This is a genomic window from Streptomyces djakartensis (genome assembly GCF_014651075.1).
GTDB lineage: Bacteria > Actinomycetota > Actinomycetes > Streptomycetales > Streptomycetaceae > Streptomyces > Streptomyces djakartensis.
In genome coordinates this window covers 102198-125296 of record NZ_BMWE01000006.1, presented here as the reverse complement: position 1 = coordinate 125296, position 23099 = coordinate 102198, and the positions used below count along the sequence as shown (strand labels likewise).

23 protein-coding genes and 1 tRNA gene are annotated in these 23099 nt (G+C 70.5%); 13 read left to right on the top strand and 11 right to left on the bottom strand.

The window, feature by feature from the left end; translation table 11 throughout:
• The first annotated feature begins 63 nt into the window (after positions 1-63).
• A complete protein-coding gene (locus tag IE212_RS12245) occupies positions 64-321 on the top strand; it encodes a hypothetical protein (RefSeq protein ID WP_030241288.1) in 258 nt (85 codons plus the stop codon).
• 10 nt (positions 322-331) lie between these two features.
• A complete protein-coding gene (gene glmS, locus IE212_RS12240; RefSeq protein ID WP_190197815.1) occupies positions 332-2149 on the top strand; it encodes a glutamine--fructose-6-phosphate transaminase (isomerizing) in 1818 nt (605 codons plus the stop codon).
• Positions 2150-2337: 188 nt separating this feature from the next.
• On the opposite strand, the gene IE212_RS12235 is transcribed toward glmS, so the two are convergent.
• Positions 2338-2865 carry a universal stress protein gene (locus IE212_RS12235; RefSeq protein ID WP_190197814.1) on the bottom strand — a complete coding sequence of 176 codons (528 nt, stop codon included), beginning with the start codon at positions 2863-2865 and terminating at the stop codon, positions 2338-2340.
• A 331-nt stretch (positions 2866-3196) separates the two neighbouring features.
• Here IE212_RS12235 and IE212_RS12230 point away from each other — a divergent pair, with 331 nt between their 5' ends.
• The 5 genes from IE212_RS12230 to IE212_RS12210 all read left to right on the top strand — a co-directional run bounded on the left by IE212_RS12230 (position 3197) and on the right by IE212_RS12210 (position 6734).
• Positions 3197-3529 (top strand): hypothetical protein, encoded by a 333-nt coding sequence (locus IE212_RS12230; RefSeq protein ID WP_190197813.1) that lies wholly within the window; start codon positions 3197-3199, stop codon positions 3527-3529.
• A 378-nt stretch (positions 3530-3907) separates the two neighbouring features.
• On the top strand, positions 3908-5188 hold the full coding sequence (locus tag IE212_RS12225; protein WP_190197812.1) for a helix-turn-helix domain-containing protein: 1281 nt from the start codon (positions 3908-3910) through the stop codon (positions 5186-5188).
• A gap of 129 nt (positions 5189-5317) precedes the next feature.
• The gene (orn, locus tag IE212_RS12220; protein ID WP_190197811.1) at positions 5318-5920 is read left to right on the top strand and encodes an oligoribonuclease; all 603 of its coding nucleotides are present in this window, start codon (positions 5318-5320) and stop codon (positions 5918-5920) included.
• Between the two features lie 114 nt (positions 5921-6034).
• A tRNA-His gene (locus tag IE212_RS12215) sits at positions 6035-6107 on the top strand.
• A 96-nt stretch (positions 6108-6203) separates the two neighbouring features.
• Complete coding sequence (locus IE212_RS12210) at positions 6204-6734, top strand: NUDIX hydrolase (RefSeq protein ID WP_190197810.1); 531 nt, start codon at positions 6204-6206, stop codon at positions 6732-6734.
• Between the two features lie 28 nt (positions 6735-6762).
• Here the strand turns inward: IE212_RS12210 and IE212_RS12205 are convergent, their stop codons facing one another.
• On the bottom strand, positions 6763-7818 hold the full coding sequence (locus IE212_RS12205; protein ID WP_190197809.1) for a LacI family DNA-binding transcriptional regulator: 1056 nt from the start codon (positions 7816-7818) through the stop codon (positions 6763-6765).
• A 396-nt stretch (positions 7819-8214) separates the two neighbouring features.
• Between IE212_RS12205 and IE212_RS12200 the strand changes: the two genes are divergently transcribed.
• The 4 genes from IE212_RS12200 to IE212_RS12185 all read left to right on the top strand — a co-directional run bounded on the left by IE212_RS12200 (position 8215) and on the right by IE212_RS12185 (position 13025).
• A complete protein-coding gene (locus tag IE212_RS12200) occupies positions 8215-9540 on the top strand; it encodes an ABC transporter substrate-binding protein (protein WP_190197808.1) in 1326 nt (441 codons plus the stop codon).
• A 5-nt stretch (positions 9541-9545) separates the two neighbouring features.
• Positions 9546-10559 carry a carbohydrate ABC transporter permease gene (locus IE212_RS12195; RefSeq protein ID WP_190197807.1) on the top strand — a complete coding sequence of 338 codons (1014 nt, stop codon included), beginning with the start codon at positions 9546-9548 and terminating at the stop codon, positions 10557-10559.
• 12 nt (positions 10560-10571) lie between these two features.
• Entirely contained in the window at positions 10572-11486 is a 915-nt protein-coding gene (locus IE212_RS12190; RefSeq protein WP_190197806.1) for a carbohydrate ABC transporter permease, read from the top strand.
• A gap of 102 nt (positions 11487-11588) precedes the next feature.
• The gene (locus IE212_RS12185; protein ID WP_190197805.1) at positions 11589-13025 is read left to right on the top strand and encodes a GH1 family beta-glucosidase; all 1437 of its coding nucleotides are present in this window, start codon (positions 11589-11591) and stop codon (positions 13023-13025) included.
• A gap of 119 nt (positions 13026-13144) precedes the next feature.
• On the opposite strand, the gene IE212_RS12180 is transcribed toward IE212_RS12185, so the two are convergent.
• From IE212_RS12180 to IE212_RS12150, 7 genes are all read right to left on the bottom strand, one after another.
• Entirely contained in the window at positions 13145-13558 is a 414-nt protein-coding gene (locus IE212_RS12180; RefSeq protein WP_190197804.1) for a PIN domain-containing protein, read from the bottom strand.
• The gene (locus IE212_RS12175; protein WP_190197803.1) at positions 13540-13824 is read right to left on the bottom strand and encodes a hypothetical protein; all 285 of its coding nucleotides are present in this window, start codon (positions 13822-13824) and stop codon (positions 13540-13542) included. The genes IE212_RS12180 and IE212_RS12175 overlap by 19 nt, the downstream gene beginning before the upstream one ends.
• A gap of 75 nt (positions 13825-13899) precedes the next feature.
• On the bottom strand, positions 13900-14784 hold the full coding sequence (locus IE212_RS12170; RefSeq protein ID WP_190197802.1) for a carbohydrate ABC transporter permease: 885 nt from the start codon (positions 14782-14784) through the stop codon (positions 13900-13902).
• Positions 14781-15761, bottom strand: coding sequence for a carbohydrate ABC transporter permease (locus IE212_RS12165; protein ID WP_190197801.1), 981 nt, complete (start codon positions 15759-15761; stop codon positions 14781-14783). Before IE212_RS12165 ends, IE212_RS12170 begins: the two co-directional genes overlap by 4 nt.
• Positions 15758-17071, bottom strand: coding sequence for an ABC transporter substrate-binding protein (locus IE212_RS12160; protein WP_190197800.1), 1314 nt, complete (start codon positions 17069-17071; stop codon positions 15758-15760). The genes IE212_RS12165 and IE212_RS12160 overlap by 4 nt, the downstream gene beginning before the upstream one ends.
• Before the next feature lie 119 nt (positions 17072-17190).
• Positions 17191-18606 (bottom strand): sensor histidine kinase, encoded by a 1416-nt coding sequence (locus IE212_RS12155; protein WP_190197799.1) that lies wholly within the window; start codon positions 18604-18606, stop codon positions 17191-17193.
• Entirely contained in the window at positions 18603-19307 is a 705-nt protein-coding gene (locus tag IE212_RS12150) for a response regulator transcription factor (RefSeq protein ID WP_190197798.1), read from the bottom strand. The genes IE212_RS12155 and IE212_RS12150 overlap by 4 nt, the downstream gene beginning before the upstream one ends.
• A 99-nt stretch (positions 19308-19406) precedes the next feature.
• On the opposite strand from IE212_RS12150, the gene IE212_RS12145 reads away from it, so the two are divergent.
• The gene (locus tag IE212_RS12145) at positions 19407-19913 is read left to right on the top strand and encodes a hypothetical protein (protein WP_190197797.1); all 507 of its coding nucleotides are present in this window, start codon (positions 19407-19409) and stop codon (positions 19911-19913) included.
• 32 nt (positions 19914-19945) lie between these two features.
• Here IE212_RS12145 and IE212_RS12140 read toward each other — a convergent pair whose 3' ends face one another.
• Entirely contained in the window at positions 19946-20815 is an 870-nt protein-coding gene (locus IE212_RS12140; RefSeq protein ID WP_190197796.1) for a spermidine synthase, read from the bottom strand.
• Between the two features lie 34 nt (positions 20816-20849).
• Positions 20850-21263 (bottom strand): hypothetical protein, encoded by a 414-nt coding sequence (locus IE212_RS12135; RefSeq protein WP_190197795.1) that lies wholly within the window; start codon positions 21261-21263, stop codon positions 20850-20852.
• Positions 21264-21558: 295 nt separating this feature from the next.
• On the opposite strand from IE212_RS12135, the gene IE212_RS12130 reads away from it, so the two are divergent.
• Positions 21559-23010 (top strand): NsdA family TPR-like regulatory protein, encoded by a 1452-nt coding sequence (locus IE212_RS12130; RefSeq protein WP_190197794.1) that lies wholly within the window; start codon positions 21559-21561, stop codon positions 23008-23010.
• Positions 23011-23099 lie beyond the last annotated feature (89 nt).

The window sequence follows — 23099 nt, the reverse complement described above, 5'->3', positions numbered from 1 at the left end:
GCGTATGCCCGAAATCGGGCAGGATTCTTGCGAAAGACGCGCCGGTGGCTCAGGATCTACCGGGTGCACGACGAACTCGTTGATCATCTGACGCGGTCCAGCCCCCTCAGCCGGGGCGAGGCGCTGCGCGTGATCCAGGACGTGCTCGCCTACTTCGACGAGACGACCGAGGAGTACGTCCGTCGCCGCCACCGCGAGCTCCAGGCCCAGGGCCTGGTCAACGCGGCGATCTTCGAACGGATCGAGGCGGATCTCAAATACCGCGCGGTGGCCCCGCCGGAGCTCTCGCTCCGGCAGCTGCGGCGCATCGTCTACGGCTAGGAACGTATCTATGTGCGGAATCGTCGGTTACATCGGGAAGCGTGACGTCGCGCCCCTGCTCCTTGAGGGCCTGCAGCGCCTGGAGTACCGCGGCTACGACTCCGCGGGCATCGTCGTCACGTCCCCGAAGACGTCCGGCCTGAAGATGGTCAAGGCCAAGGGCCGCGTCCGCGACCTGGAGGCCAAGGTCCCGGCCCGCTTCAAGGGCACGACGGGCATCGCCCACACCCGCTGGGCCACCCACGGCGCCCCCTCCGACGTCAACGCCCACCCGCACCTGGACGCCGAGGGCAAGGTCGCCGTCGTCCACAACGGCATCATCGACAACGCCTCCGAGCTGCGCCGCAAGCTGGAGGCGGACGGCGTCGAGTTCCTCTCCGAGACCGACACCGAGGTCCTGACCCACCTCATCGCCCGCTCGCAGGCGACCAAGCTGGAGGACAAGGTCCGCGAGACCCTCCGGCTGATCGAGGGCACGTACGGCATCGCCGTCATGCACGCCGACTTCCCCGACCGCATCGTCGTCGCCCGCAACGGCTCCCCGGTCGTCCTCGGCATCGGCGAGAAGGAGATGTTCGTCGCCTCGGACATCGCCGCCCTGGTCGCCCACACCCGCCAGGTCGTCACCCTCGACGACGGCGAGATGGCCACCATCAAGGCCGACGACTTCCGCACGTACACCACCGAGGGCACCCGCACCACCGCCGAGCCCACCACCGTCGAGTGGGAGGCCGCCTCCTACGACATGGGCGGCCACGACACCTACATGCACAAGGAGATCCACGAGCAGGCCGACGCCGTGGACCGCGTGCTGCGCGGCCGCATCGACGACCGCTTCTCCACCGTGCACCTGGGCGGCCTCAACCTCGACGCCCGTGAGGCCCGGCGCATCCGCCGCGTGAAGATCCTCGGCTGCGGCACCTCGTACCACGCGGGCATGATCGGCGCCCAGATGATCGAGGAGCTGGCCCGCATCCCCGCCGACGCCGAGCCCGCCTCCGAGTTCCGCTACCGCAACGCGGTCGTCGACCCCGACACCCTCTACGTCGCGGTCTCCCAGTCCGGCGAGACCTACGACGTGCTGGCCGCCGTTCAGGAGCTCAAGCGCAAGGGCGCCCGCGTCCTGGGCGTGGTGAACGTGGTCGGCTCGGCGATCGCCCGTGAGGCGGACGGCGGCATCTACGTGCACGCCGGCCCCGAGGTCTGCGTCGTCTCCACCAAGTGCTTCACCAACACCACGGTCGCCTTCGCCCTGCTCGCCCTCCACCTGGGCCGCACCCGCGACCTGTCGGTCCGCGACGGCAAGCGCATCATCGAGGGCCTGCGCAAACTGCCCGCCCAGATCGCCGAGATCATGGAGCAGGAGGAGGACGTCAAGAAGCTGGCCCTGCGGTACGCCGAGGCCCGCTCGATGCTCTTCATCGGCCGGGTACGGGGCTACCCGGTGGCCCGCGAGGCATCCCTGAAGCTCAAGGAGGTCTCCTACATCCACGCCGAGGCCTACCCCGCCTCCGAGCTCAAGCACGGCCCCCTGGCCCTGATCGAGCCGGCCCTCCCCACGGTGGCGATCGTCCCCGACGACGACCTGCTGGAGAAGAACCGCGCGGCGATGGAGGAGATCAAGGCCCGCAGCGGCAAGATCCTCGCGGTGGCCCACCAGTACGAGGAGAAGGCCGACGAGACGATCGTCGTGCCCAAGAACGAGGACGAGCTGGACCCGATCCTGATGGGCATCCCGCTCCAACTCCTGGCGTACCACACCGCTCTGGCCCTCGGCCGGGACATCGACAAGCCCCGCAACCTGGCCAAGTCGGTGACGGTCGAGTAACTGACCTTCCCTCAGGGGCGCGGGGCCGTGGCGATCTGCGGCTCCGCCGCGTGGGCGCGACAGGCCCCCACCCGCCCGCACGGGCCGAACAAAGAAGACGGACCCCCACGTGCTGCCGCAGGCAAGGGGGGTCCGTGTTCATCGCCGGGAAGTCACCGCTCAGCGAACGTCAGGGAACCCGGAGAACGTCAGGGAATGACCACGACGGGCCGCTGCGCCCGCTTGGCGAGCCGCCCGGCGACCGAGCCGAAGATCCGGCCCACGATGCCGTTGGTCGACCCGACGACGATCGCGTCGGCCTCGTACTCCCGGCCGACCTCCTCGAGTTCGTGGCAGATGTCCCCACCGCGCTCGACCAGGATCCAGGGCACCTCGGTGAGGTAGTCCGCACACGCCAGCTCCAGCCCGAGCACCTCGGTCCGGTGGTCCGGCACGTCCACGAAGACGGGCGGCTCACAGCCCGCCCACACCGTGGTCGGCAGCCGGTTGGCGACGTGGACGATGATCAGGCCCGACCCGGCGCGATGGGCCATGCCGATCGCGTACGCCAGGGCCCGCTCGCTGGAGGTGGAGCCGTCGAAGCCGACCACGACCCCGTGCTTGAAGGCGGGATCGCAGGAATGGCGAGGCTCTTCCGCCGCCAGGGGCTCGGCCGCCGTGGGATCGGCGACGGGCCGCTTGCGGTCCGCGGGTTCGAAGAATTCGTGACCGGCCATGGCTGTCTCGGCGTTGTGATCCTTTATGGGTGGCTCGCGAGCGGTGCTCGCTGACGAGTGCGGCAGCGTGCGGCGGAGCTGTGTCCGGGAATGGTCTTCCCAACCCCATACCCCCAAGGGTACGGCGGCACGCCTCCCTCGCCCAGACACCGCCCGCCGTGCGTGCGGGTTCCAGGGAGCATGCACGAGGCGACGCCCGTAACGCAATGGTTGCTGCGCTGTACAGGCGGTTTGCACAGGATTCACTTACCCGTGACGGTGATCGGGCCGGACAGTGACCTGTCCCGCGGCCGGGCGTTGAACCCGGTGAGCCACGCCACAGGGAGCACGCATGCCCGGACCTCGCCCCTCCTCCGAGGCGCACGACGTGACCCCGCCGCCGCGGGACACCGCGGGGGACGTGGTCCGCTGGGCCGCCTTCAGCTGCCTGCTCGTCCCGGTCGTACTCCTGGCGTACGGCACCTCCCCGGGCGGCGCCGCCGGCACGGCCCTCGCACTGGCGGCGGTCACGGGCGCCTGCCGGGTGCTGCTGCGCCAGTCGGAGCGGGGCGCGGCCCGGATGGCGGCCGAGGACCGGGCGCCCCACCGGGGCAGGCACCACCGCACCGGAACGGGCTCGCACCGTGGCGGGCGGCACACTGGGGGAGATACACCGGTCAGCTGACCGGTTTCCGTGCACGTGCACGTTGGTTTTCAGCCAACTTCTCACACCCGTGCATCACCCGGCCGGAACACCCCTCAACCCCCGTTCGACCTGCACGGAAAGGGCCTTCGGGGCCCTGCGCACCCTACGTGGATTGGCCACCGCGACGAGGCGCACTTCCCTGCACGCCCCACGAGTGCAACCCTTCGTGATCGAATGCTTCACGCCAAGTTGCCAAGTCGACAATCTGCCGAGTGCCGAACCGGCCAACTCGGCGTGACGGGACACAGTAGATTCGATCTTGACTGTCTACGGCGGGGGACTCGTGCAGGACCGAGGGGAAACGTGCAGGAGCGACACAACCGAGGAGCCGCGACCACCGAGGGGGGCTTAGCAGTTATGAGCCACGACTCCACTGCCGCGCCGGAAGCCGCGGCCCGGAAGCTTTCCGGGCGACGCCGCAAGGAGATCGTCGCGGTGCTGCTGTTCAGCGGCGGTCCCATCTTCGAGAGTTCCATACCGCTGTCGGTGTTCGGGATTGACCGCCAGGACGCCGGCGTACCGCGCTACCGACTGCTGGTGTGCGGCGGTGAGGACGGCCCACTGCGGACCACAGGGGGCCTCGAACTCAGCGCACCGCATGGCCTGGAAGCGATCTCGCGCGCGGGTACGGTCGTCGTACCGGCCTGGCGTTCGATCACTTCTCCGCCACCGGAGGAGGCGCTCGACGCGCTGCGCCGGGCGCATGAGGAGGGCGCCCGCATCGTCGGACTGTGCACCGGCGCCTTCGTCCTCGCGGCGGCCGGCCTGCTGGACGGCCGTCCGGCGACGACCCACTGGATGTACGCGCCGACGCTGGCGAAACGCTATCCGTCGGTGCACGTGGATCCGCGGGAGCTGTTCGTCGACGACGGCGACGTGCTGACGTCGGCCGGCACGGCCGCGGGCATCGACCTCTGCCTGCACATCGTGCGCACCGACCACGGCAACGAGGCGGCCGGCGCCCTGGCCAGGCGACTCGTCGTGCCCCCGCGCAGAAGCGGTGGCCAGGAGCGCTACCTCGACAGGTCTTTACCCGAGGAGATCGGCGCCGACCCGCTCGCCGAGGTCGTCGCCTGGGCGCTGGAGCACCTCCACGAACAGTTCGACGTGGAGACGCTGGCGGCCCGCGCGTACATGAGCCGCCGGACGTTCGACCGCCGCTTCCGCTCACTGACCGGCAGTGCTCCGCTGCAGTGGCTGATCACCCAGCGGGTGCTCCAGGCGCAGCGCCTGCTGGAGACGTCGGACTACTCGGTGGACGAGGTGGCGGGGCGCTGCGGCTTCCGGTCGCCGGTCGCCCTGCGCGGGCACTTCCGCCGCCAGCTGGGCTCGTCCCCGGCCGCGTACCGGGCGGCGTACCGTGCCCGCCGCCCGCAGGGCGAGCGGCACCAGGACACCGAGAGCAACCAGGGCGGACCAGGCGCCGGCATGCCGGTCGGCCACCCGGGACACCCCGGCCAGCCGCCCGTCTCCGGCCACCCGGAGCAGCACCCCGTCCCGCCCCAGTCCCGCCGTACGGCGGCGGCCGGCACGGTCGGGTCGCCCCAGGCCCTGTCCGCGTCGGCCGCGGCCGACCACGGGCGGGAAGCGTACATACCCAGCCGGGCGAGTCTGCCCGGGCAGCGCAGCGCGACATGAGCGGGTGACCGGGTCCGCGGGGAGAGACCCCCGCGGACCCGGCTCCGTTTCCGGGGCGGTGAGGCCGTGGCCACGAGGTCACCGCACGGTCGGGCTCAGTGCCGGGCGGCTCGCCGTAAGGTGAGACGCATGAACGATCGCATGGTGTGGATCGACTGCGAGATGACCGGCCTCTCGCTGTCGGACGACGCGCTCATCGAGGTGGCCGCCCTCGTCACCGACTCCGAGCTGAACGTGCTCGGCGAAGGCGTGGACATCGTCATCCGGCCGCCGGACCGGGCGCTGGAGACGATGCCGGAGGTGGTGCGTCAGATGCACACCGCGTCCGGGCTGCTCGCCGAGCTGCCGGACGGCACGACGCTGAAGGACGCCGAAGAACAGGTCCTGACGTACGTGAGGGAGTTCGTCAAGGAGCCGGGCAAGGCACCGCTGTGCGGCAACTCCGTCGGTACCGACCGCGGCTTCCTGCTGCGCGACATGCCGACGCTGGAGGACTACCTCCACTACCGGATCGTCGATGTGTCGTCGATCAAGGAGCTGGCCCGCCGCTGGTACCCGCGGGCGTACTTCAACAGCCCGCCGAAGAACGGCAACCACCGCGCGCTCGCCGACATCCGCGAGTCCATCGCGGAGCTGCGCTACTACCGCGAGGCCGTGTTCGTCCCGCAGCCCGGGCCCGACTCGGACACCGCCCGGACGATCGCCGCGAAGCACGTTCTGCCTGGCCAGTAGCAACGACAGGGGCCCGTCGGGGGCGCCGGGAAAGGCTGGCGCGAGCACCCCTTCGGACCCTGTACACTTTTTCTCGGCCGGTCGGAGACAGCACTGATCTCCAAGCCGGTCATGGTGGGTGTAGCTCAGCTGGTAGAGCACCTGGTTGTGGTCCAGGATGCCGCGGGTTCGAGTCCCGTCACTCACCCTGAGAGATCAGCCGGTGGCTTCGAGAACGAAGCCACCGGCTGAAGCTTTTTGTGCGCGGGCGAGGGCCTGACCGCCGACGTGCGACCGTGAGGCCATGACCGAACTGGTGGAGCGGGTCGACGAAGAGGACCGGGTGCTCGGGGTGGTCGACCGGGACGAGGCGATCCGGCAGGGCTGGCCGCACCGGGTCGCGACGACCGTGTGCCGTGATCCGCGGGGGCGGGTGCTGGTGCACCGGAGACCGGAGCACGTGTCCCGGTTCCCAGGCCACTACGACTGGCTGATCGGCGGGGGCGTCGCGGCCGGAGAGACGTACCAGGAGGCGGCGGCCCGGGAGCTGGAAGAGGAGCTGGGCGTCCGGGCACCCGTGCGGTTCCTCTTCAAGTTCCTGTGCCGCGGGGCGATCAGCCCGTACTGGCTCGGTGTGCACCGGGCCGTGCTGACCGAGGCCGTCACCCCCGATCCGTCAGAGGTCGCCTGGCACGGGTGGCTCACCGAGCGCGAGCTGCGGGAGGCTCTTCGGCGGTGGTTGTTCGTCCCCGACGGTGTGGAGGCCCTGCGGCGCCGCCCGGACCTCGGCGCACCGCCCGCCGCCATCCCGTCGCCCGCTCCCCCGCGGTCGTGAAGCGTCCGCCCGCGCCGGAGGCGCTCCGTCACGACGACGACCGCGCCACCAGCTCCGTGGTCAGGACGACCTGGCGCCGGTCCAGCCCCCGGGACGCCGACGGGCGACGGTCGGCGACCTCCGTGAGGAGGAGGTCTATCATCCGGCGGCCCATCTCCTCGATGGGCTGGCGGACACTGGTCAGGGGCGGGTCCAGGTGGCGGGCGATGGCGGAGTCGTCGTAGCCGACGAGCGCCACGTCGTCGGGGATGCGGCGCCCGGCCTCGCGCAGCGCCTGGCGGGCGCCGGCCGCGGTGACGTCGGAGCCGGCGAAGACGGCGTCCAGGCCGGGGTGGCGCTCCAGCAGCGCCCGCATGGCACGGTGTCCGCCCTCCTCCGTGAAGTCGCCTTCCTCGATCAGCGCCTCGTCCACCCCGTGGCCCGCGTCGCTCAGAGCGTCTCGGTAGCCGTCGACGCGGCGCTGGGCGCCGTAGACGTCGAGGCGGCCGGTGATGTGGGCGATCCGGCGGCGACCGCGGGACAGCAGGTGCTCGACGGCCTGCCGGGCGCCGCCGTAGTTGTCCGAGTCGACCGACGGCAGTGTCTCCGCCGATGATCGCGGGCCGCTGATCACCGCCGGGATCTCCAGCTGCGCCAGCAGGTCGGGCAGCGGGTCGTCCGCGTGGACCGAGACCAGCAGTACGCCGTCCACCCGGTGGGCGGCCAGGTACTGGGCGAGCCGCTGCCGCTCCCGGTCACTGCCCGCGAAGATCAGCAGCAGCTGCATCTCCGTGTCGGAGATCTCGGCGCCGACGCCCTTGAGCATGTCCGAGAAGTACGGTTCCGCGAAGAACCTGGTCTCCGGCTCGGGCACCACCAGCGCGATCGCGTCCGTGCGATTGGCGGCCAGGGCGCGGGCCGCCGTGTTGGGGACGTAGCCGAGTTCCGCGACGGCGGCCTCCACCGCCGCCCGGGTGGCGTCACTGACTCTCGGAGAACCGTTGATCACCCGGGAGACGGTGCCGCGGCCCACACCGGCGCGCGCCGCCACCTCTTCGAGGGTGGGCCGGCCACCGCTTCGGCCCCGCGCTCCCTGGCTTGCCATGGGCTCCGCCTTCCCGTCCACACCCGCACTCTGCGGCTGGCCTGGAATTTAACAGGCCCGTCGGTGGAAGTGACCGCCGCCGAGGGCTGTCCCCCCCGGCCTTCCGCTTCCACCGGCCGAGCCGGACCGACCGGCTGGATGCCGTCACCCTGGACACAAGCGGTCCCGGCCGAGGGCCAGTTAACAGCCCGATAACTGAACGCACATCTCGTCGTCCGGTCCCTTGACACCCCCGCCCCTACCCGCGACCCTTCAACACATCACTGATGGGAGCGCTCCCACACTACCTGACATATACACAACCCGCACGTTCCCCGCCCGCGCCGCAGCGAGTAAAAACGGGTCCAACATGCAGTTGGCCGGGGGGTCGGCACGTCAGGGCAACAGGAGGACGACATGCGAGCACGCATCCGAACCGCCCGCAAGGCGATGGTCCTCGCGGCCGTCGCGTCGCTGGGCGCCGGGCTGCTGGCCGGCTGTGCCGACGACGGCAAGGGCGACGGTTCCGACTCCCCGTCGGGCGACAGCGGCGGCAAGACGAAGATCTCCGTGGGGCTCTTCGGCACCATGGGTTTCAAGGAGGCCGGCCTCTACGCCGAGTACGAGAAGCTCAACCCGAAGATCAAGATCGAACAGAACGTCGTCGAACGGAACGAGAACTACTACCCGGCGCTGCTGAACCACCTCACCACCAACAGCGGTCTACTGGACGTGCAGGCCGTCGAAGTCGCCAACATCGCCGAGGTCACGGCCACCCAGGCCGACAAGCTCGAGGACATGTCCAAGGTCTCGGGCGTGGACAAGAGCAAGTGGCTGGACTGGAAGTGGCAGCAGGCCACGACCAAGGACGGCAAGACGATCGGCCTCGGCACCGACGTCGGCCCGATGGCCATCTGCTACCGCACGGACCTCTTCAAGAAGGCCGGTCTGCCCACCGACCCGGCCGAGGTGGGCAAGCTGTGGGCCGGTGACTGGGCCAAGCTCGTCGACGTCGGCGAGCGGTACAAGTCGAAGGCCCCCGAGGGCACCTTCTTCATGGACTCCCCCGGCGGTCTGATCCAGGCGATCCTGGGCAGTGAGAAGGAGAAGTTCTACGACGCCTCCGGCGAGGTCATCTACAAGTCGAACCCGGCCGTCAAGGCCGCGTTCGAACTGACCGCGAAGGCCGCCGAGAAGGGCCTCGTCCAGTCGCAGACGCAGTTCCAGCCGTCCTGGAACTCCACCATTGCCAACAACAAGTTCGCCGCGATCGCCTGCCCGCCGTGGATGCTGGGCACGATCAAGGGCAACTCCAAGCCGGACGCGGCCGGCAAGTGGGCCGTGGCCGAGGCTCCCAAGGGCGGCAACTGGGGCGGCACCTTCCTCACCGTGCCGAAGAGCGGCAAGAACGTGAAGGAGGCCCAGAAGTTCGTGGCCTGGCTGACCGCTCCGGAGCAGCAGGCGAAGCTGTTCAAGGTGCAGGCCAGCTTCCCGAGCGCTCCGGCCGCCTACACCATGCCCGAAGTGACCGGCGCGACGAACGAGATGACCGGTGACCAGAAGATCGGCCCGGTCTTCGCGGAGGCCGCCAAGGCCGCCCCGGAACAGGTGATCGGGCCGAAGGACCAGATCATCATGCAGGGCCTGACGGACAACGGCGTGATCCTGGTGACGAAGGGCAAGTCGGCCAAGGAGGCCTGGGACTCCGCGATCAAGACCATCGACAACAAGCTGGACCAGTGACCCGGATGGCCACCCGTCACGACACCGCCGCGCCCCCTGTCGAGGGGGGCGCGGCCCCGGGCCGCCCGCCCGGGGACACCGCCGCCGTGGAGAAGGAGCGGCGGCGCCGGGACCGGCTCTCCCGGCGCTGGCAGCGGGACATCCGCTGGAGCCCGTACGCCTTCGTCTCGCCGTTCTTCCTGCTGTTCGTCGCGTTCGGCCTGTTCCCGCTGATCTACACGGGCTGGGCCTCGCTGCACCAGGTGGAGCTGACCGCGCCGACCGACATGAACTGGGTCGGGCTGCGCAACTACACCAGGATCTTCGACGACGAGTTCTTCTGGAACGCGGCGAGGAACACCCTGACCATCGGCATCATCTCCACGGTTCCGCAGCTGCTGATGGCGATGGGCATCGCCCACATCCTCAACTACAAGCTGCGGGCCTCGACCTTCTTCCGGGTCGCCATGCTCGCGCCGTACGCGACGTCGATCGCCGCGGCCTCGCTGGTGTTCGTGCTGCTCTTCGGCCGTGACTACGGCATGATCAACTGGGTGCTCGACACGGTCGGTATCAACCCGGTCGACTGGCAGAACGACAAGTGGCCCTCGCAGATCGCCGTCTCGTCGATCATCATCTGGCGCTGGACCGGCTACAACGCGCTGATCTACCTGGCCGCGATGCAGGCGATCCCGCAGGACCTGTACGAGTCGGCGGCCCTGGACGGGGCCAACCGCTGGCAGCAGTTCGTCCATGTGACGCTGCCGGCGCTGCGCCCGACGATTCTGTTCACCGCCGTCGTCTCGACGATCGGAGCCTCGCAGGTCTTCGGTGAGCCCCTGCTGTTCGACGTCAACAAGGGAGCGTCCGGCGGCGCGGAGCACCAGTTCCAGACGCTCGGCCTGTATCTGTACGAGCAGGGCTGGGTCGCCCAGCACCTGGGCCGTGCCTCGGCGATCGCCTGGACGATGTTCCTGATCCTGATCGTGATCGGCATCGTCAACTACGTCATCTCGCGCCGGCTGCGCGCCAGTAGTTAAGGAGTCCCGGCCGTGACGACGACCATGAGCCCTCCCGACGCCGAGCCCGCCCGGCCCACCGAGAAGTCCAAACGCCCCCGCCTGCCGAAGTCCGCACGGGCGGGCGGGACGCTGCACGGCGGTCCGATCGCGTACGCGATCCTCATCGTGTTCACGATCGTCTCGCTGTTCCCGCTGGTGTGGACGGCGATCGCCGCCTCGCGTGACAATCAGCGGCTCGCGCAGACACCGCCGCCGTTCTGGTTCGGCTCCGGACTGTTCGACAAGCTGGAGATCGCCTGGAAGGACGCCAACCTGGGCGAGGCGTTCGTCAACACCACGATCGTGGCGGGGGTTTCGGCGCTGACCGTCGTCATCCTGTCGACGATCGCCGGTTTCGCCTTCGCCAAACTGCGGTTCCGGGGCCGGAGCGCCCTGATGCTGGTCGTGATCGGCACGATGATGGTGCCGCCGCAGCTCAGCGTGATCCCGCTGTACATGATGGTCGCCAAGCTCGACTGGACGGATCAGCTGCAGGCGGTGATCTTCCCGTCGCTGGTGAGCGCGTTCGGTGTGTTCTTCATGCGGCAGTACCTGATACAGGCGCTGCCGGACGAGATCATCGAGGCCGCCCGGGTCGACGGCGCGAGCAGCTGGCGCGTGGTGTGGCACGTGGTGTTCCCCGCGGCGCGGCCGGCGATGGCCGTGCTCGGGATGCTGACCTTCGTGCAGACCTGGAACGACTTCCTGTGGCCGTTCCTGGTGCTGACCCAGATGGGCAACCCGACCGTGCAGGTCGCGGTGGCGGGTCTGGGCCGCGGCTACACCCCCGACCAGTCCCTGATCATGGCGGGCGCGTTGCTGGGCACGCTGCCGCTGCTGCTGGTGTTCGCGATCTTCGGCAAGCAGATCGTGGGCGGCATCATGCAGGGCGCCGTCAAGGGCTGACGCCCGCGTCCCTTCCCCCACGGGGCCGGGTCACCGCCGCCTCGGCCCCTCGCTTCTCTTCCCTCCACCGTGCCTCTCCACGACTCCGATGGGAGCGCTTTCATGCCTGACTCCGAAAAGCCGGCCACCCCGGTGACCTTTCCCCCCGCCTTCCTCTGGGGCGCGGCGACCTCCGCGTACCAGATCGAGGGCGCGGTACGGGAGGACGGACGTACCCCATCGATCTGGGACACGTTCAGCCATACGCCGGGCAAGACCGAGGGCGGCGACACCGGTGACATCGCTGTCGACCACTACCACCGGTACCGGGACGACGTGGCGATGATGGCGGAGCTGGGCCTGGGGGCCTACCGCTTCTCCGTCTCCTGGTCGCGGGTGCAGCCGACAGGGCGCGGCCCGGCCATCCAGAAGGGTCTGGACTTCTACCGCCGGCTGGTCGACGAGCTGCTGTCCCGGGGCATCAAGCCGGCCGTCACCCTCTACCACTGGGACCTCCCGCAGGAGCTGGAGGACGCGGGTGGCTGGCCGGAGCGCGACACGGCCCACCGCTTCGCCGAGTACGCGCAGATCGTCGGTGAGGCGCTCGGGGACCGCGTGGAGCACTGGATGACGCTCAACGAGCCCTGGTGCAGCGCGTTCCTCGGATACGCCTCGGGTGTGCACGCTCCGGGCCGCACGGACCCGGCGGCCTCGTTGCGTGCCGCGCACCATCTGAATCTGGCGCACGGGCTGGGCGCGTCCGCGCTGCGGTCGGTGATGCCGGCCCGGAACCAGGTGGCGATCGCCCTCAACTCGGCGGTGGTGCGGCCGCTTTCGCAGGACCCGGCGGACCTGGCCGCGGCCCGGAAGATCGACGACCTGGCCAACGGGGTGTTCCACGACCCGATCCTGCGTGGCGCCTACCCGGAGTCGCTGTACCTGGCGACGGCCGGCGTCACCGACTGGGACTACGTCCTGGACGGCGATCTGGCGCTGATCAACCAGCCGTTGGACGCTCTCGGCCTCAACTACTACACGCCGTCGCTGGTGTCGGCGGCGGACTCGAACGCGAAGGGGCCGCGTGCGGACGGGCACGGGGCGAGCGAACACTCGCCGTGGCCGGGCGTGGACGACGTGGCGTTCCACCAGACTCCTGGCGAGCGCACCGAGATGGGCTGGACGGTCGACCCGACCGGCCTGCACGAGCTGATCATGCGCTACACCCGCGAGGCCCCGGGCCTACCGCTGTACATCACGGAGAACGGCGCGGCCTACGACGACAAGATCGACTCCGACGGCCGGGTGCACGACCCGGAGCGCGTCGCCTACCTCCACGGCCACCTGTCGGCGGTCCGGCGCGCGATCGCCGACGGCGCGGACGTCCGGGGCTACTTCCTGTGGTCCCTGATGGACAACTTCGAGTGGGGGTACGGCTACGGCAAGCGCTTCGGCGCGGTGTACGTGGACTACGCGTCCCTCGAACGCACCCCGAAGACGAGCGCCCGCTGGTACGGAAGGGCGGCGCGGACGGGGACGTTGCCGGAGGTGGGGGCGGTCTGACCGACGGGGGCCGGGGGGAACGGGGCGCGGCACGCTCAGGGGGAGTGCCGCGCCCCCGCACGTCGGCTCCGACCGAATGTGCGTCCCTTCCCTCCCATCGGCCGGTCAGAGCATCGCCCTCAGACGGCGACGAGACGGACCCTGTGCCCGCAGAGCTTGGACATGTCGTCGATGTCGGAAGTGAGCATGACCACCGGACGACGCTGCCGCAGCGCCATTTCCGCCACGGCGGCGTCAATCGCGTACTTGTGACCGTGCAGCCCCGCGTTGATCAGCATGGCCGAGGCGGCCTTCGCCTCCTCGTCGCCGATCGGCACGATCCGCAGGCCCGACAGGACCCAGGCAAGTCGAGCCCTGTCCGTCCGGCGGTGAACTGCCTCGATGAGGGTGAGCGCGCTGACGACCACTTCCATACCCCGTGTGCGCGCCTCGGCGACCAGGGCGACGACTGGCTCGTGGTCACCGACGAATTGGGACAGCCCCTCGCAGTCGAGGACCAGAGTGCCTTCGTGGCTCAGCTTGCGGCGGGCCACTGCCCCTCCTCGGCAAACGCCTCGTCGAAGACCTGGCGTGCCCGTTCCTGGTTCTCTTCGGAGATCGGCCCGTGGCGGCGTTCGTAGTCGGCGAGGTACTCGTCCAGGATCTGGCCGCGCAGTTCGCGCTCGACCGCCTCCGTGATGAACGCCGAGAACTCACGCTTTCCCACGCGCCGCCGGATCGCCTCCGCTGTCCCTTCCGGGAGCGAGAGGCTGACCCTGGTGGCGGGCCCTTCACCGACACCGTACGGAATCTCACTCATGGGTCCGAGATTATCAAACAAGTAGGAAATCTTCGTCGCAATTGCCTCGGGCTGCCCCGAAGGGCGTATCGACGGTCAGCCCTTGTTGGCCCCCAGCGTCAGGCCGCTGACGAACTGGCGCTGCAGCACGAAGTAGACGATCAAGGTGGGGACCGCGGTGAGCAGGGCGCCGGCGGCGACGAGGTTGGGGTCGGTGAAGTACTGGCCGGAGAGGTTGCTCAGCGCGGAGGTGATCGGCATGTTCTCGCCGGTGGAGATCAGGACGATGGCCCAGAAGAAGTCGTTGTAGATCCAGATGGAGAGGAGGGTGGCGAGGGCGGCCATCGCGGGCTTGCACAGGGGCAGCACGATCTGCCAGTAGAGCCGCCAGACGGAGGCGCCGTCGACGAGGGCGGCCTCGGTCAGCTCGTGCGGCAGGGAGCGCATGTAGTTGCTGAGCACGAAGGCGCAGAAGCCGGACTGGAACGCCACGTGGATCAGGACCAGGCCGAGGGCGGAGTCGTACAGCTTGCCGCTCATGGTGATGCCGGGCAGGTCGATCAGCAGGTACAGCCGGTACAGCGGGGTGATGATGACCTGCTGGGGCAGCAGGTTGCCGGCCGTGAAGACCAGCAGCAGCGCCAGGTTGAGCCGGAAGTCGAAGCGGCTGACGTAGAAGGCGACCATCGAGGACAGCAGCAGCGTCAGCAGCACGGCCGGCACCGCGACGATCAGCGTGGTGCCGAAGTAGTGCAGCATGTCCGACTGCTGGAAGGCGTCGGTGAAGTTGTCCAGGCTCAGCTTGTCGGGCCAGGAGACGTAGCCCTTCTCGCTGGTCTCCGAGTACGGCCGCATGGCCGCGAGCAGCGCCCACAGCAGCGGGGCGAGCCAGGCCAGGGCCGTGACGACGAGGAAGGCGTGCAGCAGGATCCGGGCGGGGCGGACCGGGGGACGCCGCCTGCTCACCAAGGCGTGGCTCATGCGCGCCGCTCCTTACGGAAGGTGGCGATCAGATACGGGATGATCACCGCGAGCGAGATCACCAGCAGCACGACGGCGATCGCGGAGCCGTATCCGATGCGGCTGGACTCGCCGATGATGTTGTTGGTCACCAGGATCGAGAGCAGTTCGGTGCCCTGGGCGCCCTTGTTGAAGACGAAGACCAGGTCGAAGGCGCGCAGCGCCTCGATGATCGTGACGACCAGGACGACGGTGTTGGTCGGGCGCAGGGCGGGGAAGACGACGTTCCTGAACGTCTGCCACTCGCCCGCGCCGTCCAGCGCGGAGGCCTCGCGCAGGGACGGGTCGACGCTCTTCAGGCCGGCCAGGTAGAGGATCATCATGTAGCCGGCGTGCCGCCAGGAGGCGGCGACCAGGATGGCCCACAGGTTGAGGTCCGGGTCGCCGATCCAGTCGATGTAGTGGCCGGGCTCGTTGGCGCCGATGATGCTGTTGATCAGGCCGGTGTCGGGGTTGTAGACCAGCTGCCAGACGAAGCCCACGACGGCCAGCGACATCACGACCGGCAGGAAGAAAGCGGTCTGGTAGACGCGGCTGTACCGGATCCGCTTGTCCAGCTGCACGGCCAGGAACAGGCCGAAGGGCGTGGGCAGCACGATGAGTACGGCGAACCAGATGAGGTTGTGCTCGACGGCGGGCCAGAACTGCGGGTTGCTGGTGAACAGTTCCCTGAAGTTCCGCAGGCCGACCCACTCGATGGAGTCGAAGCCGATGCCGTCCCAGGTGGTGAAGGCCAGCGCGATGGAGGCGAGGGCCGTCAGCCAGACCAGGGCGACGTGCAGGAGGGTCGGCACGCCCGCCATCAGGCCGAGCGTGAGGCGGTCACGGCGGGTCAGCAGGCGGGCATGGCCGTGTGCGGGGCGCCTGCCGACGGGTGCCGTGCCGGTGGTCGGCACGGCGGGCGCCGCTTTCGGGGGCTTCGTGGTGTCGGTGCTCATGCGGACGCGAAGATCGTCTTCTTCTGGCGCTCGATCGACGCGAGGATGCCGTCGACGTTCTTGGGGTTGCGGATGAAGTTCTGCAGCGCGGGCTGCATCACCGTGGCGGTGAAGTCCGGGCGGGAGTCGCGGTCCATGAACTGGGTCAGGCTCTTGGCGCCCGAGATCATTTCGAAGGACTTCTTCTGGAGCGCGGTGTAGGAGGAGGTGTCGGCCTTGGTGGAGGCGGCCACCACGCTCGAGTCGGCCTTGAGGTAGATCTGCTCGGCCTCGGGGGTGCCGAGGTACTCCAGGAGCTTGGTGGCGCCCTCGCGGTTCTTCGGGGCCTTGGAGAGCATGAATCCGTCGGTCGGCGCCTCGACGGTGTCCTGGCCGAACTGCGGGTCTATCTCCGGGAAGGCGAAGAAGTCCAGGTCGTCGAGGTCGGCCTTGTCGGTGAACTGCTGGCCGACGAAGGTGCCCAGCAGGTACATGCCGGCCTTCTTCGCCACCAGGGCCTGCGCCGCGTCCTGCCAGGTGCGGCCCACCGCACCCTCCTGGTGGTAGGGCAGGATCTCCGTCCAGTGGTCGAAGACCTTGCGCACCTTGGGGTCGGTCCAGGAAGCCTTGCCCGCCATCAGCTCGACGTGGAAGTCATAGCCGTTGGTGCGGAAGTTGATCTGGTCGAAGGTGCCCATGGCGGGCCAGGCGTCCTTGTCGCCGAAGGCGATCGGGACCAGCCCGTCCTTGCGCATCCGCTTGCACAGGGCGACGAAGGCGTCCCAGGTGGTGGGGACCTGGTAGCCGTGCTGGGCGAAGACGCTTCTGCGGTAGAAGACCGCCCACGGGTACGAGTACAGCGGCACGAAGTAGTACTTGCCGTCCTCGCCCTTGCTGAGCTTCTTCATCGCCTCGGGGAAGTTCCCGCCGATCTTCTGCCACACGTCGTCGATCGGGGTGGCGAGCTTCTTCGACGCGAAGAACTGCATGCGGTATCCGGCGAACCAGGTGAACACGTCGTCCGGCGTGCCCTGCAGGTAGGAGTTGATCTGCTCCTGGAACGTGTTGTGGTCCTTGGTGTTCACGTCGACCTTGATGCCGGACTTCTTCGTGAAGGCGGCGTAGATCTCGGCGAACGCTTTCTTCGGCACCGCGTCCGAGGAGTTGGAGCCGAGGCTGACCGTCTTCGGGTCGGCGGCCGCGCCGCTGCCGCCGCAGGCGCTCAGCAGGGGTATGCCGGCGCCGAGGAGGGTCGCGCCGCCCACGCCGCGCAGGAGGGTGCGGCGGCTGGGGGCGGGGAGGGACGATCCGGAGGGGGAGAGGTCGTGCATGAACGGCTCCTGAGGCAGGGTTCGGCCACGAGGATGTGGCGCGAAGTCTGGCCTTAATCGACCAGAAATCAACTTGACCGAACACGGTGGCGCAATAACAACCCCATGTCGCTCATGCGTCAAGAGCCGTCGCGCGCATTTGTCGAAACGTGACCGGCCCGAGAGCGCACCAGCCTGCGGGGCCGTCTGCGCCGCAGCTGCCGGTGTCCCCTGACCTCCGGCGCCCGCCCGTCCAGCTGGATCCAGATCCGCACCTCGGTGCCGCCGAGCACCGAGGAGCCGATCCGTACGTCCCCGCCGGTCGACTCCGCGAGCCGGCGCACGATGTCCAGGCCGAGCCCGGTCGATCCGTCGCTCCCCGAGCCGCGGCCCCGCGCCATCGCGGCCTCCGGGTCGGGTATGCCCGGGCCCGCGTCCGACACGAGGACGATCACCGCGTCCTCGCCGTTGTGCACGTCGACCGCGAAGGCCGTGCCCTCCGGGGTGTGCCGGAAGACGTTGCCGAGCAGCGCGTCGAGGGCGGCGGCCAGGTCGGCGCGGGCCACGGGTATGCGCACCGGCCGGTCGGCCCCGGCCACCCGCCACTTGCGACCCTCGTCCTCCGCGAGCGCCGACCAGAACGCCATCCGTTCCCGGACCACCTCGGCAGCGTCGCACCCGGCTCCCGGACCGGCCGCGGCCGTCTGCGGCCGGGACTCCCGGGCCGTGCGGATGATGGTGTCGACCTCTCGCTCCAGCTGCTCGACCGCGGTCCGGGTCTGGTCGGCGGCCGGTCCCACGCCGAGCGAGGCGGTGTTGAGCCGCAGCACGGTCAGGGGTGTGCGCAGCCGGTGGGACAGGTCCGCGGCCAGCTCCCGCTCGTTGGCCAGCAACTGGACGACCTGGTCGGCCATCGAGTTGAACGCGACCGCCGCGAGCCGCAGTTCGGTCGGCCCCTCCTCGCGCACCCGGGCACCGAGCCTGCCCTCCCCCAGTTCGCGCGCCCCCTCCACCAGGCGCCTGGCGGGCCGGACCATCCGCACGCCCAGCCGGTCGGCGACGGCGACCGAGCCGAGGACCAGCGCGGCACCGACCCCGGCGAGCACCGCCCAGGCCGTCCCCACACCGTTGGTGACCTCGGCCTCCGGCACGTACACCTCGACCACCGCGATCTCGCCGGTGCTGAGCGCGACCGGCTGGAGCAGGGTCGAGCCGCCCGTGACGCCGGTGGTGGAGGCGCGGCCCAGTTTCCGCACGGCCGCGATGTCCTCGTCCGTGGCGCGCTGCCGCCCGAGTTCGAGGGACTCCTGGCCGCCCCCCGCCGGTACGTGCACGGCCATCCCCGCGTCGGACCCCGCGGAGGCGACGACCCGTTCGAGCTGGTCGCGGTCCGTGGTGATGGAAAGGGCCGGGGCGACGGCCGCCGCCTCCCGCTCGGCGCCCGAGAAGGCCCGGTCCCGGGCCAGCTCCCGGATGACGAGTCCGAGCGGCACCGCGAAGGCGAGCACGACCATGGTGGTCACCGCCAGCGACACCTTGACCAGGGCCCACCTCATCGCGGCACTTCCTCCCCCGGCGGTTCAAGCTTCACCCCGACGCCCCGAAGGGTGTGCAGATAGCGCGGGTTGGCGGCGTTCTCGCCCAGTTTCCTGCGCAGCCAGGACAGATGGACGTCGATGGTCTGGTCGTCGCCGTAGGACTGCTGCCACACCTCGGCGAGCAACTCCCTGCGCGGGACGACGACTCCGGGCCGGGCGGCCAGGAAGGCGAGCAGGTCGAACTCGCGGCGGGTGAGGTCGAGCCGCGCGCCGTCCAGCTCGGCCTGGCGGCGCAGCGGGTCGACGGTCAGCCCACCGACCCGGATCACCGGGGACGGCTCCCCCTCCGCCGCGCCGGAGCGGGCGCGGCGCAGCACGGCCGCCATACGGGCCGACAGGTGCTCGACCGAGAACGGCTTGGTCAGGTAGTCGTCCGCGCCCGCGTTCAACAGCCGTACGATCTCCGCCTCATCGTCCCGGGCCGTGGCGACGATGACGGGCACGTCCGTGATGCCGCGCAGCATCTTCAGGGCCTCGGACCCGTCGAGATCGGGCAGTCCGAGATCCAGGATCACCACGTCGAAGCGGAAGTGGGCGACCTCGCGCAGCGCCTCCAGCGCCGTCCCGACACTGCGCACGGTGTGCGAGGCGTCGGTCAGGTGCCGGATGAGCGCCGAGCGTACGAACTGGTCGTCCTCGACCACGAGCACACTTGCCATGCGCCGCACCGTACGCCATCTCGAACAACCGGGTGGGGGCCTGTGGACAACTCTCGCTTGTGGACAACTCGTGGGAGCCGTGGGGCAGTATGGCCAGCGATGCGCAGAGGACTCGTACACGTACTGGCCTGGCTGCTCGCCACGGGCGCGGCGGTCACGCTGTCGTGGTGGGGTGTCCACACGGTGATGACGGGCACGGCCTACGACCCGCCGCGCGCCCTGCCCGTCAAGGCCGCCGAGGCGGCCAGGCAGGAGTCGAAGGCACCAAAGGCCCCGACGCGACAGGCGAGTCCGGCGCCGCGCGGGCCGGGCACGCCGCCGCCCACGCCCCGCGAGCCGAGCCGCGCCCCCTCGCCGCCGGCCGGGCCCAGCCCCTCCCCCACCGGTCACGTCAAGAGCTACGACACCGACGGCGGCCGGGTGGTCTTCGACCTCGGGCCGTCCTCCGCCTCCCTCGTCTCGGCGACGCCCGGCGCGGACTGGTCGATGCAGGTGTGGAAGACGGAGTCGTGGATTCGCGTGGAGTTCGCCTCGGGCGCGGACCGGGTGTCGGTCTTCTGCACCTGGCACGACGGGCCGCCGCGCGTGGACATCGGCACCTACTGAGTGCCGTACGGGCCGCTGGGGATCGTTACGGCCTATCGGAACACCGACGCGGGCGGCGCCGGGGACGCCACCGCCGCGGTGTCCGTGACGGGCACCGCCCCGCCGGTGAAGTCGGTGAGCGCCCTGCCGTGTTCGACCCTGCCGGGATGCGGGTCGGAGGCGGCGCGACGGGTCAGTTCACCGACGGGCAGCGGCTGGCCGGACCCGACCAGGACGGCGTTCCCGAAGCGCTTGCCGCGCAGTACCGTCGGGTCGGCGACCAGCGCGAGCTCCTCGAAACGCGCGGCGGCGGTGGCGATCTGGCCGCGCAGGTGGGCGAGCGGCGGCCCGTCGGCGAGGTTGGCGGCGTAGACGCCGCCGGGCTTCAGCGCCCTGCGGACGTCGTCGAGGAACTCGGTCGAGGTCAGGTGGGCCGGTGTCCGGGCCCCGCTGAAGACGTCGGTGATGACGAGGTCGGCCCAGCCGTCCGGCACCTTGGCGAGCCCTTCGCGGGCGTCGACGGACCGCACCCGGACCCGCGCGTTCGGATCCAGCGGCAGCTCGCGGCGGACCAGTTGCACGAGGGCGGCGTCCCGTTCGACGACCTGCTGGGTGGAGCGGGGGCGGGTGGCGGCGACGTACCGCGCGAGGGTGAGCGCACCGCCTCCGAGGTGCACGGCGTGCACCGGCCTGCCCGGCGGGGCGACGAGGTCGATGACGTGCCCGAGCCGGCGCTGGTACTCGAAGGACAGGTGGGCCGGGTCGTCCAGGTCGACGTGCGACTGCGGGGCTCCGTCGATCAGCAGGGTCCAGGCCCGGGCCCGGTCACGGTCGGGGACCAGCTCGGCGAGGCCTCCGTCGACGTTCTCGACGACGGATTGCGCACCGGCCTGCCTGCGCCGGCCGCCCCTGGACTTTCCCATGGGGCCATTATCAGGGGCGGCCGTGCGCGGTGGCTCAGCGGCAGCTGTCCGCCGCCTTGATCGTCCGGGCCGCCTTCCCCAGAGCCTCGCGCAGTACCGCGGGATCCGTCGCGAGGTCCGCCTCGCCGGGCGGCAGCAGCCAGTCCGAGCCCTCCACCGGCGGTTCGGGGGCCAGGGTCAGTCCGCGTCCGTCGGTCCCGGTGCACGTGCTCCCCGGCACGTCCCACGCGGCGGCCGTCCCCGGTGGCACCAGGAAGCCGAGGGTGCCGCCGCCGTCGTCGTGCAGCACGAGCCCGACCGCCTCCCCGGTCCCGCGCCGCAGGATGTCGACCGCCTCCAGCCCCTGCCGGGCCGGCACCGTCACCACGTCGCAGTCGCCCGGCGGCGAACCCGGCGAACCCGGTGTACGCGGCGGCGTACGAGGATCGTTGATCCGGCTGGTCTCCATCCCGGCCTCCACCACGGAACCCCTGTCTGGACGAGCGGTCGGGAGTCGGGGGCCTCCCGGTCCGCAGGGTTCAACGCGGCGGAGCGTCAACGGCTACGGCGGAAGTCAGCCGTCAAGGATGGCACTTCATGGCAGATCACGGATGAGATATCCCGTTTGTAGCCAAACCGAGCGTGGTGGCTCCGGCACAGCAGGTACGTTCTTGCTCGCCGGAGACGGGGTAGAGATGCGGACAACACGTACAACTCACCCCGAACCCGGCATGGTTCGACGGTTCGCACGAGAGGACCCGGCCATGGCGTCGTCAACGGTGACCTCGTCTCATCCCAACCGGCCGCAGCGGCCGAACCTCGCCTTCCGGCAGCTGCGCGGACAGCGTTCGCCGGCCGAGTTCGCCGCGGTGATCCGCCGGGCGGGCCTCGAGATCGGCGAGCAGGTCAGCTGTGACGCGCGGTACATCGGCCGGGTCGAGGCGGGTGAGATCCGCTGTCCCAACTACGCCTATGAACGGGTGTTCCTGCACATGTTCCCGGGCCGCACGCTCACCGACCTGGGGTTCGCGCCCCGCTCGTCGGTACGCGGGCGCCGGGCGCGCGATACCCAGGACGAGCCTGTGACGCCCACCGCGAACCCCTCAAACGCCACGAGTGAGACCAGCGGGGCGTGCGAGCCGTATGAAACGCAAGACCCGTACGACCCGTACCACCCGCACGACAATTACGAGGAGAGCGACGTGCTGCGTCGCGCATTCATGACAGGCGGGGGCGCCACGGTGGCCGCCGCCTCGCTGGGGCCCGTCGGCCTCGCCCTCGACGGCACGGCGGCACAGCGCCCCGTGCGCCGCGCCGGGGCGAGCGAGGCGGGTGCCCTGGAGGAAGCCGTCCGCCGCATCCGGCTGCTGGACGACCGGCACGGCGCCGACGGCCTGTACCGCCGTGCGGCGGCCCCGCTGCGTGCCGCCTACGCGCTGCTGGACGCCGGCGCGACCCGGCGGACGACGGCGGACCGGCTGTACTCGGGCGCGGGCGAACTGGCCATCTCCGTGGGCTGGCTGGCCCACGACTCGGGGCGCTTCGACGACGCCCGTTCCCATTACGCGGAGGCACTGGCGACCGCCCGGATGACCGGCGACCCGGGCCTGGAGGCGCACGCCTTCTGCAACACGGCGTTCCTGGCGCGGGACACGGGCCGGCCGCGCGAGGCGGTCCGCGCCGCCCAGGCCGCCCAGCGGGTCGGCCGGTCCGTGGGCTCGGCCCGGCTGATGTCGCTGCTCGCGCTGCGCGAGGCGGGCGGCTGGGCGGGCCTCGCCGACCGGGCCGGCTGCGAGCAGGCACTGGCCCGGGCCCAGGCCCTCTTCGACCGGGGCCCCTCGGACGCCGACCCCGAGTGGATGTCCTTCTACGGGGAGGCCGAACTGGAGGGTCTGGAGGCGCAGTGCTGGTCCGCGCTCGGCGACTGGCCCCGGGCGGCACGGCACGCGCGGCGGGCGGCGGAGCTGCAGGATCCGCACTTCACGCGGAACATCGCGCTGTACACGGCGGAACTGGCGGACGACCTCGCGCGGGGCGGGCGGCCGGACGAGGCGGCGGTGGCGGGGATGCGGGTGCTGGATCTGCTGGAGCAGGTCCAGTCGTCCCGGGTCCAGACCATGCTGGCCGCCACGGCCCGGGTGCTGCTGCCGCATCGCCGGGCTTCGGGGGTGTCGGCGTTTCTGCGGAGGCATGCGTCGTTGCCGCGGGTGACGTGACCTCAGGCGGGAGGTCGCGCACCCCGGCGCTGCGGGGTGCCGCCGCGCCCACCCTCCCCCAAGCTCTCGGCTCCGCTCGAGCAGGGGGG

Bases quoted from the DNA above. Each gene is read 5' to 3' on its own strand.
- glmS (WP_190197815.1), top strand. From the start codon at position 332: ATGTGCGGAATCGTCGGTTACATCGGGAAGCGTGACGTCGCGCCCCTG.
- IE212_RS12235 (WP_190197814.1), bottom strand. From the start codon at position 2,865: ATGGCCGGTCACGAATTCTTCGAACCCGCGGACCGCAAGCGGCCCGTC.
- IE212_RS12230 (WP_190197813.1), top strand. From the start codon at position 3,197: ATGCCCGGACCTCGCCCCTCCTCCGAGGCGCACGACGTGACCCCGCCG.
- IE212_RS12225 (WP_190197812.1), top strand. From the start codon at position 3,908: ATGAGCCACGACTCCACTGCCGCGCCGGAAGCCGCGGCCCGGAAGCTT.
- orn (WP_190197811.1), top strand. From the start codon at position 5,318: ATGAACGATCGCATGGTGTGGATCGACTGCGAGATGACCGGCCTCTCG.
- IE212_RS12210 (WP_190197810.1), top strand. From the start codon at position 6,204: ATGACCGAACTGGTGGAGCGGGTCGACGAAGAGGACCGGGTGCTCGGG.
- IE212_RS12205 (WP_190197809.1), bottom strand. From the start codon at position 7,818: ATGGCAAGCCAGGGAGCGCGGGGCCGAAGCGGTGGCCGGCCCACCCTC.
- IE212_RS12200 (WP_190197808.1), top strand. From the start codon at position 8,215: ATGCGAGCACGCATCCGAACCGCCCGCAAGGCGATGGTCCTCGCGGCC.
- IE212_RS12195 (WP_190197807.1), top strand. From the start codon at position 9,546: ATGGCCACCCGTCACGACACCGCCGCGCCCCCTGTCGAGGGGGGCGCG.
- IE212_RS12185 (WP_190197805.1), top strand. From the start codon at position 11,589: ATGCCTGACTCCGAAAAGCCGGCCACCCCGGTGACCTTTCCCCCCGCC.
- IE212_RS12175 (WP_190197803.1), bottom strand. From the start codon at position 13,824: ATGAGTGAGATTCCGTACGGTGTCGGTGAAGGGCCCGCCACCAGGGTC.
- IE212_RS12170 (WP_190197802.1), bottom strand. From the start codon at position 14,784: ATGAGCCACGCCTTGGTGAGCAGGCGGCGTCCCCCGGTCCGCCCCGCC.
- IE212_RS12165 (WP_190197801.1), bottom strand. From the start codon at position 15,761: ATGAGCACCGACACCACGAAGCCCCCGAAAGCGGCGCCCGCCGTGCCG.
- IE212_RS12160 (WP_190197800.1), bottom strand. From the start codon at position 17,071: ATGCACGACCTCTCCCCCTCCGGATCGTCCCTCCCCGCCCCCAGCCGC.
- IE212_RS12155 (WP_190197799.1), bottom strand. From the start codon at position 18,606: ATGAGGTGGGCCCTGGTCAAGGTGTCGCTGGCGGTGACCACCATGGTC.
- IE212_RS12150 (WP_190197798.1), bottom strand. From the start codon at position 19,307: ATGGCAAGTGTGCTCGTGGTCGAGGACGACCAGTTCGTACGCTCGGCG.
- IE212_RS12145 (WP_190197797.1), top strand. From the start codon at position 19,407: ATGCGCAGAGGACTCGTACACGTACTGGCCTGGCTGCTCGCCACGGGC.
- IE212_RS12140 (WP_190197796.1), bottom strand. From the start codon at position 20,815: ATGGGAAAGTCCAGGGGCGGCCGGCGCAGGCAGGCCGGTGCGCAATCC.
- IE212_RS12135 (WP_190197795.1), bottom strand. From the start codon at position 21,263: ATGGAGACCAGCCGGATCAACGATCCTCGTACGCCGCCGCGTACACCG.
- IE212_RS12130 (WP_190197794.1), top strand. From the start codon at position 21,559: ATGGCGTCGTCAACGGTGACCTCGTCTCATCCCAACCGGCCGCAGCGG.